Origin of the sequence: Faecalibacterium sp. An121, assembly GCF_002160915.1 — a bacterium.
Taxonomy (GTDB): Bacteria; Bacillota; Clostridia; order Oscillospirales; family Ruminococcaceae; genus Faecalibacterium; species Faecalibacterium avium.
Map to the genome: position 1 here is coordinate 58,053 of NZ_NFLM01000014.1, position 10,706 is coordinate 68,758.

Consider the following 10,706-nt stretch of genomic DNA (forward strand, 5'->3'; position numbering starts at 1 on the left):
CATCAGGGTCGCGACGAAAAAGCCGAACCAGGCGCCCGCCGCAAAAAATACCGCGCTCGTCCACATGGTCAGTCCAGCCGGATGGCCACAAAACTCTCGCCGCCCTGCATCAGGATAACGCTGTGCTCTTCCAAAAATTCCGCCAGCTGATACAGGTCAGCCACCTGAAGGGACACGGTGTTGCCAATGTGGTCGATGCGGAAAAAGACCATGGAGCCGACGAGATAGGATTCCTCCCCGATGTCCATGACCTGTTCCGGGCAGTAGCTCATCAGGATGGGCAGGCCGGGAATGCCGTACAGCAAATCGGCCTCGTCGAAACAAGGGAGGTAGTCAGAAGCGTCCTCCAGTCGGATGACCGAGAGAGGCATCTCGGGGCCAGCCGTTGCCAGATAGAGGGGGCGCTCCGACACGGGCGGGCTAGATACGGATGTGGTGCTGTCTGCCAGCAGGCTGTTCAGGATGGCTTCGATGGCGCAGACCTTCTCATAGGTCTGCTGTGCGAGGGTGGGTTTTGTTTTAGTCATAGATATTTCCTTTCTGTTTTGAAGTTTTTTCTGAAATCCAGCAAAAACTCTTGAATTTTATTATGTTTCTCTTATACTATGAATAGAAGGAGGCGATTTCTGTGATTCTCAGGCCACGATATATAGACGCTCTGCGCACCTATCGCAACATCCCGCTGGTGAAGATCCTCGCAGGTATCCGTCGTTGCGGAAAGTCCACCATCCTTGAAATGCTGCGGGATGATTTGTTGGCAGGCGGTGTCATGGCAGAGCAGGTCATTTTGATGCGCTATACATCCGAGGAGCTCGAACAGGGCATGACCGACCGTGAGATGTACCAAAACATCAAGTCGCAGATGAAGGATGGCGTTTTTTACTACCTGCTCCTGGACGAGGTACAGGAAATTGCCGGCTGGGAGAAAGCTGTGAACAGTTTGCTTGAAAACGGAAACGCCGACATCTATGTGACCGGCTCCAATTCCCGGTTGATGTCCAGCGAAATCTCCACCTATCTCTCCGGGCGGTATGTTTCCATTCCGGTATATACCCTATCATTCGCAGAGTACCTGGACTTCAAAGCAGCCAGCGGACGTCCACCCAGAGAGTTGCTCAACGACTATCTGCGCACCGGCGGCTTTCCTATTGTTGCTCTGGGTTCTTTTGACGAGCGTTCCGCTTACCAGATCGTAGAGGGTATCTACAGTTCTGTCATTACCAACGATATCACCAGACGGCATAACATCAGCAATTACGACCTGTTTAACCGGGTGGTCAAATATGTGGTGGAAAACGTGGGCAAAACTTTCTCGGCCAACGCTATCGTCAAGTTTCTCAGGAGCGAAGGGCGTTCTCTGTCCGTCGAATCCATCTACAATTACTTGAACTGGCTTGAAAAGGCTTTCGTTATTTACCGTTGTCAGCGGTATGATCTGCAAGGTAAGTCTGTCCTCAAAACGCAGGAAAAGTTTTATCTGGCTGACCCTTCGCTCAAATACTGCATGACGGGCTTCAACCCTAAATCGCTGGCATCCATGCTGGAAAATGTCGTGTATTTTGAGCTGCTGCGCCGCGGTTATGAGGTATACATCGGCAAGAATGAGACCAGGGAAATCGACTTTGTAGCTGTGCGGCGAGATGAGCGCATTTATGTGCAGGTCTGCCGTCAGCTGCCCGAAGATTCTGACCGGGAAGTCGGCAACCTCCTGGAAATCAGGGACCATTACCCCAAATTTGTAGTGACATTGGACGATCTGGCTTCTGGGAATATCAACGGTGTGCAGATCGTGCATTTGCTGGATTTCCTGTTGAGTGACAGGTATTGAAAATCAGATAAAGGTCAGGGCCATTGTTGGTCCTGGCCTTTATCGCTCCTGGCTGCGCTGGCGCTTTTTCTGCCACTGTTCCAGCAGCTTGATGATGGTGTCCTGCATCTGCTTGGGCGTGTAGGATTTCGGAAAATACTTCCGCAGTACATCGTTTTTGATGGTCACGCGGTCCATTTCGGCCTTCTTTTCCTCGCCCATGATGTCGAAGATGGCATCGTAGGTGCACTTGCCTTCCTGGCTCAGCTTCTTGATGCGCTGGGCCTGGGAAAGAGACGGGGCGTTCTGGGTATCCTGCATGGCCTCCAAAAAATCCCGCTGTTCGGCAACCGTCAAATAGGACAGTTCCACAGCGGGATTGAAGGAGATTTTCTTTTGGTCCACCAGGTCCAGCAGTTCAGGGATGAGATTGGTGAGACGGATGAAACGCTGGACGTTGCGAGCACTGTCACCAGCTTCAGCTGCAATCAGGTCACGAGACTTGTGGCCAACTTGGCCACAAGTTAAATCGCCTCTAATTCCTTGATGATTCATCGCTTCCAGTTTCATTTTGTACGCGAAAGCCCTCTCACTGGGAAGGATGTGTTCGCGCTGCAAATTGCTGTCCACCATGTGGATCACCGCCTCATCGTCGCTCATGTTCCGCACGATCACCGGCAGGGTTTTCAGCCCGGCCAGCTCTGCCGCGTGCTGGCGGCGGTGCCCCGAAATGATCTCGTAACCTCCTTCCGTTCGGGGCCGGGCAATGAGCGGGGCCAACACGCCGAACTGAGCCACGCTTTCCACCGTCCGCTGCATGGCCTCATCGTCCAGCACCTTGAACGGATGGTTTTTGAAGGGATGCAGGTCCGTAATGGGGATTTGCTGGATCTGCTCGCGGTTGGGTTCCGTTGAGATAACTTCGCTTTTTTGCTCTGAAATGATTCATCACCTCCAACAGAAAAGGCTCAGAGAAACCTCTGGGCCAAAATTTTATCCTGTTTTGAAATCATGCTGTACCCTGGCAGCATAGGAGCTGTGCATGGTCATGGGGGCGTTGTAGAGGGTCGCCAATAGATATTGCCGGACATTTCGTACCTGGGTGGTGTTCTCTTTCAGGCACATGAGGACAAACCGCAGATGGTCGCCGTTCAGTTTCATGAGCTGGGCCTTTACCACCTCGGCTGGCTTATCGTCGCCTGCAATGCGGATGAAGCGGCGTTTGCTGCACACGGTATCAACCAGCAGCTCCAGCATCTCCCGCAGCATATCCTCGTCTTCAGGATAGCTTGCAATCAGAGCCTCGAAGCCAAGCTGCCGGAAAAAATATTCCTGATACCGGGTGCGGTCATCTTTCCCTTCGGATTCCGTTCCGGCGGCTTCGCCTGAAAGGAAAGGATCCGTCTCACTCATCTCAGTCTTATTCTGATTCGTCTTATTACTGTGTCCTTTTGACACCTCTTGCCGTGTGGAAATGACACCGCTGGACGTGTCGTTTTGGCACTTTTGGAATTGGCTTTCCGGCACTTCTGTAAAGTTTTTCACATAAATCAGATTGGGCCTCCCCAGACCCTGCCTCCTGCGCTCGATCAAGCCAGCCTTTTCTTCCAGTTCCCGCAGCAGCCCCACCGCTTTTTTGTTGCCGCAGGCAAGGTACTCCATAATTTCCTCCACCGTGAAGATGATGTACACCCGGCCCGACTCATCCAACCACCCATTCTTCACCGAAAGGCTCATCCGGTCGAGCACCAGGCCATACAGCACTTTGGCGTCTGTGGAGATGCTCCGGAACTGAAGGTCCGTAAAAAGGATCTTGGGGAGTCGGTAGAACGAAAACAGTTCGGCTTGTCCGCCCGTAAAGTAATTGGCCACTTCGATCTTCCTTTCTTCTTTGCTGCTGAATCTTCACTTACAAGGGAGCAGGCCTTACTTTTTCTTCCAGGCCAGGATTTCAGCAAGCTGTTTGCGAATCTCGTCTTTTCCAGACGGGGTGAACAGCGTATAGCAGCCGAAAAAACCAGTATCATGGTTATAGAAGTCCCGGACAATAAAAAACCCCCGCCGGAAAGGCGCCTCATAGGGCATCAGGTTTCCGGCGGGGGCACGGTAGAGATATTTTTTGTGCTGAAGGTATTTGCAGAAGAGCCGTTCCGGCACGTTCAGCTCTTTGGCGGTGGCCCGGATGTTGGTGCAGTCGCCCGGGTTCACAAAGGCATCGTAAAACTCCGCTTTGGGTTTCAGCGCCAGCAGCTCTTTGCGCAGCGCGTTGTTGTCTTTCCTCTCTTTGAGCAGAGCTTCCGCGAAACGGAACAGGACATCAGGGTCCTGCTGGATCTGCTCCATCAGGGATTCACCCAGGTAGCCGCCGTACTTGCGGATGGTGGGCAGCACCTCCTCAAACACCCACCGCTCGAACTTCACAGCGTTGGGTAGTTTGCTGTGGACGATCAGCCGGTACACATCGCCTTCGGGGATAAAAGCCATCTCGATTCTCTTGTCCGGCGACTGAGGGTGCGGTGCGTAACGTTTCGTTACACACCTGCAATGGTCAGTCAGCGCTTTCCGGTTGTTCTTGTAGCCCAGCGCTTTTGCCACATCTGCCCCGCAGAACAGGCACTTGCCGCTTTCCTGAAGGATGCGGATCTCCCCAAACATCTGGTTGCGGAATATGCTGACAGCATTCTTCATTTCGACATTCATGTTCATGTTGCCTCCTTTGTCGCTCTGGATGGATGAAAGAAAAAGAGTCACGGCTTGTCTTTCCGATGAAGAAATCGTGCCGTGGCTCTATGTAACAAAGGAGGCATTCCAGAAAGAACCGGAATGTATGCCATGTCCATCGGACAGGTGTACAGAGGCCAAAAAGTTAGCCCCTCTTTTCACCCATTTTTGCGAAAAAGAGGACGGTTAGCCCCGATTTTGACCCCTAAAAAGCAGTGCAAACCAGGTCAAAAACCACCAAATTTTTCCAAATGCGCCGAACCAGATCAAACAGAAAAAGCCCGGAAAGATACGTCTTTCCGAGCTTTTTTGAAAACTTTTTGGGAAAAATCAGCGCTTGGAGAACTGGGGAGCGCGGCGGGCAGCCTTGAGGCCGTACTTCTTGCGCTCCTTCATGCGAGGATCGCGGGTCAGGTAGCCGGCCTTCTTGAGCACAGCGCGGTTCTCGTCGCTCTGCTGCAGCATGGCGCGGCTGATGCCGTGACGGATGGCGCCGGCCTGGCCGGACACACCGCCGCCGTTGACGCGGACCACCACGTCGTACTTATCCTCAACGCCCAGCAGCACCAGGGGAGCGCGGACGATCAGCTTCAGGGTCTCCAGACCAAAGTAGTTGTCCAGATCGCGGTCGTTGATGGTGATCTTGCCGGTGCCGGCGTACACGCGGACGCGGGCAACAGAATCTTTACGACGACCAGTGCCGTAGAAATAAGGTTTGGTTTCGTACATATTCGATTGCCTCCTTCTTAGAACTCGATCTTCTCGGGCTTCTGTGCAGCGTGGGCGTGCTCAGCACCCTTGTAGCAGTGCAGGCGGGTCAGAGCCTTGGCGCCGATGGTGTTGGACGGGATCATGCCCTTGATGGCATAGGTCATGGCCAGGTTGCTGTTCTCAGCCATCAGCTTCTTGTACTGGACCTTCTTCAGGCCGCCGATGTAGGCAGAGTGGGTGATGTGGAACTTCTGCTCGGCCTTCTTGCCGGTCAGAACGGCCTGGTCGCAGTTGATGACCACGACAAAGTCACCGCAATCCACGTTGGGGGTAAAATCGACCTTCTGCTTGCCACGCAGCAGAACGGCAGCCTCGGCTGCGACGCGGCCCAGCGGCTTGCCGGCGGCGTCGAGCAGGTACCACTTGCGCTCCACTTCAGCGGGCTTCACGAGAGTAGTGCTCATATATATTTCCTCCTGATAAGCATTCACAACAGTTCAGGCGCCGGGTGGGGCGCGAAAGATAGTATATACCATCAAAAGCCGCCTGTCAACACGATTTTTTGTTTTTTTCAGCTCAAATCCATCCAGCTTTCAAAATCTCTTGATTTCTCTTGAATCCTCTTTGGATCTCACGTCTCATTTTTATTTTTGCCGGACAGGGTTTTCTTTGCCGGGCGCTGTAAATCCGCCGTGATTTATGCTATACTATAAAGTACGCTGCGTTTTGCGCATAGTATCTGTAACAAAGGAGATTTACCAGAATGCCCAGAGAGATCGACCGCCAGGCCGCCGCCCAAAAGCGGTCTTCCCGTCTGCTGATCGGAATGGCCGCGTTCATCTTCATCGGTGTCGCGGTGTATGGGGTGCTGCTGTTCCTCACCAGCCGGCGCACCCCCGCCCACCCGGACACCTATTATGCCGGCGAGAACGGCGTAGCCGTCTACTATGAATCGGCGGTCTGGCCGGTCTGCCATATGACCCAGGACCCCACGTTGGGGCAGGTGCTGGAACTGGCCTCCAGCGATGACCCCGAGGACGACCAGTATCAGGTCGTGCTGTTCCAGCGGGGGGACCCTTCTACTTACCCGGACTTCATTGCCAAAAGCGAGGAGGATCTGCGGGCCAGCTATGGCTTCATCAGCCCCAGAGATATCACCATCCAGGTGGAGGGGGCCCAGGTGGAGGCGGTCCGCTGTGACATCCAGGCCTACTATGCCGTGCTGGCCACCATCACCTATGACAGCGGGGACGTGGTCTACGTCTCTGCCCTCACCCGGCTGGCCTCCATCAGCGACGTGCTCAACCTGGTCGAAAGCGTGACCCTGGCATGAGCGAACAAAAGGCAATGCAGCGCCTGGCCGGCCTGATGCGCAAGGCGGTGCAGGATTACGAGATGCTGGCCCCCGGGGACCGGGTGCTGGTGGGGGTATCCGGCGGCAAGGACAGCGTGGCCCTGACGGTGGGCCTGGCTCTCCTGCGGGAGTACATCGGCTTTGACTACCAGCTGTACGCGGTCACCCTGGACCCCCAGTTCGGCCGCCAGCCCGGGGATTACAGCCAGTTGGCCAGCCTGATGGAGCGCTGCGGCATCCCCTACCAGGTGCGCCGCACCGACATCGGCCCGGTGGTGTTCGAGGAGCGGCAGGAGAAGAACCCCTGCGCCCTCTGCGCCAAGCTGCGGCGGGGCGCGCTGCACACGGCGGCCCAGCAGCTGGGGTGCAACAAGGTGGCCCTGGGCCATCACCTGGATGACGCCATCGAGACCTTTTATATGAACCTGTGGCAGGAAGGGCGGATCGGCTGCTTTTCACCGGTCACCTACCTGTCCCGGCGGGACCTGACCTTGATCCGGCCCATGCTGCTGGCCACCGAGGCCGAGGTGAAAGCCGCCGTCTATGAGGAGGGGCTGCCCATCGTCAAGAGCTGCTGTCCCGCCGATGGCGCCACCACCCGCCAGCACACCAAGGACTTTGTCCAGGAGCGCTGCCGCACCGACCACGCCTTCCGCCAAAAGACCCTGCACGCCCTGCAGGAGAGCGGCATCGACGGCTGGCGGCCCCTGCACACCGGGCGGGGCTCCTTTACCATCAAGCAGCAGCAAGACTGAGAGGCGGAATCTATGCAACAACCCTTTGAGCGGCACGTCTGGGCCGAGATCGACCTGGACGCGCTGCGCCACAATTTCCAAGCCACACAACAGCGGGCCGGGGGGATGCCCCTGTGCGCCATCGTCAAGGCCGACGCCTACGGCCACGGCGCCGTCCGCTGCGCCCAGGCTTTCGCGCAGGCGGGGGCGGCCTGGCTGGCGGTGAGCCGTCTGGGGGAGGCCCTGGAGCTGCGGCGGGCCGGCGTGGAGCTGCCCATCCTGATCCTGGGCCGCACCGAGGCACAGTTTGCCGCCGTCCTGGCCCAAAACCGGATCACCCAGTGCTGCTATTCCCTGCCCTACGCCGTCTCCCTGTCCCAGGCGGCCTGCGCGGCAGGGGTGCGGGTCCAGATCCACCTGAAAGCGGATACCGGCATGGGCCGGATCGGCTTTGCCCTGCGCACCGATTTTGACGCCGCCATCCGGGAAATGGTGCAGGCCGCCAGTCTGCCCGGCCTGGAGATGACCGGCCTGTTCCAGCATTTTGCCGCCGCCGACGAGCTGGGCGCTGACAGCCAGGCCTATACCCGGCAGCAGCACGCCCTCTTTGTGCAGGCTTTTGAGGCGCTGCGGCAAGCCGGGCACGAGCCCGCCCTGGTGCACTGTGACAACTCGGCCGGCACCCTGCTGCATCCCGATTGGCCCCAGGGGCTGCCCCGGCAGCGCTGCATGGGCCGGCCCGGCATCATTCTGTACGGCTATCCCCCCAGCGAGGAGGTCGGTTTCGACCAGCTGCGCCCGGTCATGACCCTCAAAACGGTGGTGAGCATGGTCAAGGAGGTACAGCCCGGCCAGTCGGTCAGCTATGGGCGGCGGTTCACCGCCCGGCAGCCCACCCGGGCCGCCACCCTCTGCGCCGGCTATGCCGACGGTTACCCCCGGCTGCTGAGCGAGGGCAAAGGGGTGGTGGACCTGCACGGCTTCCCCTGCCCGGTGCTGGGCCGTGTGTGCATGGACCAGATGCTGGTGGACGTGTCCGCCGTGCCGCAGGTGGCCGAGGGAGACGAGGCCGTCCTGTGGGGCGGAGGCTTTGCCGGGGACACTGCCCAGACCATCGCCCAAAAGACCGGCACCATCTCGTATGAGGTGCTGTGCGGGGTCGCCCGCAGGGTGCCCCGGGTCTATCTGGAGCAGGGCCGGCCCATCGCTATCGACGACCATCTGAACAGCTAAACCCCATACCTATGGAGGAACCCATGGCAAACAAAAACATCCGGAATTTTTGCATCATCGCCCATATCGACCACGGCAAATCCACCCTGTCCGACCGCATCCTCGAACTGACCGAGAGCGTGGACGAGCGCACCATGGAGGATCAGATCCTGGACAACATGGACATCGAGCGGGAGCGGGGCATCACCATCAAGGCCCGGGCGGTCACCATGCACTATACCGCCAAAGACGGCCAGGTGTATGAACTGAACCTGATCGACACCCCCGGCCACGTGGACTTCGCCTATGAGGTCAGCCGCAGCCTGGCCGCCTGTGAGGGGGCCATCCTGGTGGTGGACGCCACCCAGGGCGTGGAAGCCCAGACCCTGGCCAACACCTACATGGCCCTGGAGCACGACCTGGAGATCGTGCCGGTGCTGAACAAGATCGACCTGCCCAGCGCCCATCCCGACGAGGTCGCCCAGGAAGTGGAGGACGTGATCGGCCTGCCCTGTCTGGACGCGCCCCGCATCTCGGCCAAGACCGGCCTGAATGTGGGCGACGTGCTGGAGCGGGTGGTGGCCGACATCCCCGCCCCCACCGGCGATCCCGACGCCCCCCTCAAGGCTCTGATCTTCGACAGCGTCTACGACAGCTACAAGGGGGTCATCGTCTATATCCGCGTGTTTGAGGGCACCGTCAAGCCGGGGGACACCATCCTGATGATGGCCACCGGGGCCAAGTTCACCCTGGTGGAGGTGGGCCATATGGGCGCCACCAGCCTCTCCCCCTGCCAGCAGCTGTCCGCGGGCGAGGTCGGTTATCTGACCGCCAGCATCAAGACGGTGCAGGATACCCGCGTAGGCGACACGGTCACTCTGGCCGACCGCCCCACCCCCGAAGCTCTGCCCGGTTACCGGCAGGTCAAGCCGATGGTGTTCTGCGGCATCTATCCCGCCGACGGCAAGCGCTACCCCGACCTGAAAGACGCTCTGGAAAAGCTGCAGCTCAACGACGCCTCTCTGACCTACGAGCCCGAGAACAGCGCCGCTTTGGGCTTTGGTTTCCGGTGCGGCTTTTTGGGTCTGCTGCATATGGAGATCATCACCGAACGGCTGGAACGGGAATTCGACCTGGACCTGGTCACCACCACCCCCGGCGTACAGTATCGCATCACCATGACCGACGGGGAAGTGCGCACCATCTCCAACCCCTCCGAGTACCCCGACCCCTCCCAGATCGCCAGCCAGGAGGAACCCTTTGTGGACGTCCATCTCTACACGCCCAACGACTATGTGGGCGGCCTGATGGACCTGTGCCAGCAAAAACGGGGCGAACTGATCGACATGAAATACCTGGACGATGTGCGGGTCGATCTGCATTATGCCATGCCCCTGGGCGAGATCGTCTATGACTTTTTCGACGCCATCAAGAGCCGCAGCCGGGGCTATGCCAGCTACGACTACGAGTTCAAGGAGTACCGGGAGAGCGATCTGGTGCGGCTGGACTTCCTGCTGGCGGGCGACCCGGTGGACGCTCTGTCCATGATCGTGTTCCGGGACAACGCCTACGCCAAAGGCCGCCGCATCTGCGAAAAGCTGCGGGACAACATCCCCCGCACCCTGTTTGAGATCCCCGTTCAGGCGGCGGTGGGCGGTAAGATCATTGCCCGGGAAACGGTCAAGGCCCTGCGCAAGGACGTGCTGGCCAAGTGCTACGGCGGCGACATCACCCGCAAGAAAAAGCTGCTGGAAAAGCAGAAAGAGGGCAAAAAGAAGATGCGCCAGCTGGGTTCGGTCAGCCTGCCCAGCGAGGCCTTCACCGCCGTGCTCAAGCTGGACAACGACGACGATTGAGCCTCTTTCCCCCTCCCTCAAATGTATGCCAAAGCGGCGCGCCTTTTGGGCGCGCCGCTTTTTTGCCCGCACGCAAAACAATGCGGGGGCCGGCCGTATGGCCGACCCCCGCAGAGGGACCCTATCTTTCGTGACGCAAAAGTTCTTTTGTTTTGGTGCGATCAACAACAGAAGGAATCTCTATTTTCTAGCATTCCTCTTTGCCGCCACATCGGATGGGTGTTTTACCCGAGCGTGCAGGTGGTCTCTGGCACCTGTGCGCCCCTTATATCATCTCCCGGTATGGTGCCCCGGGGGTGTTATAAGTAAAG

General features: G+C 58.1%; 11 protein-coding genes. 5 read left to right on the plus strand and 6 right to left on the minus strand.

Features of this window, described 5'->3' with window-relative positions:
• Window positions 1–68: 68 nt before the first annotated feature.
• On the minus strand, window positions 69–527 hold the full coding sequence (locus B5E66_RS08820) for a hypothetical protein (protein ID WP_087231655.1): 459 nt from the start codon (window positions 525–527) through the stop codon (window positions 69–71).
• A 101-nt stretch (window positions 528–628) separates the two neighbouring features.
• On the opposite strand from B5E66_RS08820, the gene B5E66_RS08825 reads away from it, so the two are divergent.
• Window positions 629–1,828, plus strand: a complete 1,200-nt coding sequence (locus B5E66_RS08825; protein ID WP_087231658.1) for an ATP-binding protein — start codon at window positions 629–631, stop codon at window positions 1,826–1,828.
• 39 nt (window positions 1,829–1,867) lie between these two features.
• On the opposite strand, the gene B5E66_RS08830 is transcribed toward B5E66_RS08825, so the two are convergent.
• The 5 genes from B5E66_RS08830 to rplM form a co-directional block, all read right to left on the minus strand.
• On the minus strand, window positions 1,868–2,752 hold the full coding sequence (locus B5E66_RS08830; protein WP_087231661.1) for a ParB/RepB/Spo0J family partition protein: 885 nt from the start codon (window positions 2,750–2,752) through the stop codon (window positions 1,868–1,870).
• A 48-nt stretch (window positions 2,753–2,800) separates the two neighbouring features.
• Window positions 2,801–3,679 carry a DUF6017 domain-containing protein gene (locus tag B5E66_RS08835; protein WP_087231664.1) on the minus strand — a complete coding sequence of 293 codons (879 nt, stop codon included), beginning with the start codon at window positions 3,677–3,679 and terminating at the stop codon, window positions 2,801–2,803.
• Between the two features lie 54 nt (window positions 3,680–3,733).
• A complete protein-coding gene (locus B5E66_RS08840; protein WP_242958138.1) occupies window positions 3,734–4,513 on the minus strand; it encodes a BRO family protein in 780 nt (259 codons plus the stop codon).
• Between the two features lie 345 nt (window positions 4,514–4,858).
• Window positions 4,859–5,257, minus strand: a complete 399-nt coding sequence (gene rpsI, locus B5E66_RS08845; protein WP_087231667.1) for a 30S ribosomal protein S9 — start codon at window positions 5,255–5,257, stop codon at window positions 4,859–4,861.
• A gap of 17 nt (window positions 5,258–5,274) precedes the next feature.
• A complete protein-coding gene (rplM, locus tag B5E66_RS08850; RefSeq protein ID WP_087231670.1) occupies window positions 5,275–5,703 on the minus strand; it encodes a 50S ribosomal protein L13 in 429 nt (142 codons plus the stop codon).
• 299 nt (window positions 5,704–6,002) lie between these two features.
• Between rplM and B5E66_RS08855 the strand changes: the two genes are divergently transcribed.
• Genes B5E66_RS08855 through lepA form a run of 4 tightly spaced genes read left to right on the plus strand, consistent with a single transcriptional unit; the run spans window position 6,003 to window position 10,395 of the window.
• The gene (locus B5E66_RS08855; RefSeq protein WP_087231673.1) at window positions 6,003–6,572 is read left to right on the plus strand and encodes a hypothetical protein; all 570 of its coding nucleotides are present in this window, start codon (window positions 6,003–6,005) and stop codon (window positions 6,570–6,572) included.
• The gene (locus B5E66_RS08860) at window positions 6,569–7,348 is read left to right on the plus strand and encodes a tRNA 2-thiocytidine biosynthesis TtcA family protein (protein WP_087231676.1); all 780 of its coding nucleotides are present in this window, start codon (window positions 6,569–6,571) and stop codon (window positions 7,346–7,348) included. Before B5E66_RS08855 ends, B5E66_RS08860 begins: the two co-directional genes overlap by 4 nt.
• 12 nt (window positions 7,349–7,360) lie before the next feature.
• Window positions 7,361–8,560, plus strand: a complete 1,200-nt coding sequence (gene alr, locus B5E66_RS08865) for an alanine racemase (RefSeq protein ID WP_087231679.1) — start codon at window positions 7,361–7,363, stop codon at window positions 8,558–8,560.
• A 23-nt stretch (window positions 8,561–8,583) separates the two neighbouring features.
• Window positions 8,584–10,395 carry a translation elongation factor 4 gene (gene lepA / locus B5E66_RS08870; RefSeq protein WP_087231682.1) on the plus strand — a complete coding sequence of 604 codons (1,812 nt, stop codon included), beginning with the start codon at window positions 8,584–8,586 and terminating at the stop codon, window positions 10,393–10,395.
• Window positions 10,396–10,706 lie beyond the last annotated feature (311 nt).

Excerpts from the sequence above, each read along its gene's own strand:
- alr (WP_087231679.1), top strand. The coding sequence starts at position 7,361 with ATGCAACAACCCTTTGAGCGGCACGTCTGGGCCGAGATCGACCTGGAC.
- B5E66_RS08820 (WP_087231655.1), bottom strand. The coding sequence starts at position 527 with ATGACTAAAACAAAACCCACCCTCGCACAGCAGACCTATGAGAAGGTC.
- rpsI (WP_087231667.1), bottom strand. The coding sequence starts at position 5,257 with ATGTACGAAACCAAACCTTATTTCTACGGCACTGGTCGTCGTAAAGAT.
- B5E66_RS08855 (WP_087231673.1), top strand. The coding sequence starts at position 6,003 with ATGCCCAGAGAGATCGACCGCCAGGCCGCCGCCCAAAAGCGGTCTTCC.
- lepA (WP_087231682.1), top strand. The coding sequence starts at position 8,584 with ATGGCAAACAAAAACATCCGGAATTTTTGCATCATCGCCCATATCGAC.
- rplM (WP_087231670.1), bottom strand. The coding sequence starts at position 5,703 with ATGAGCACTACTCTCGTGAAGCCCGCTGAAGTGGAGCGCAAGTGGTAC.
- B5E66_RS08860 (WP_087231676.1), top strand. The coding sequence starts at position 6,569 with ATGAGCGAACAAAAGGCAATGCAGCGCCTGGCCGGCCTGATGCGCAAG.
- B5E66_RS08840 (WP_242958138.1), bottom strand. The coding sequence starts at position 4,513 with ATGAACATGAATGTCGAAATGAAGAATGCTGTCAGCATATTCCGCAAC.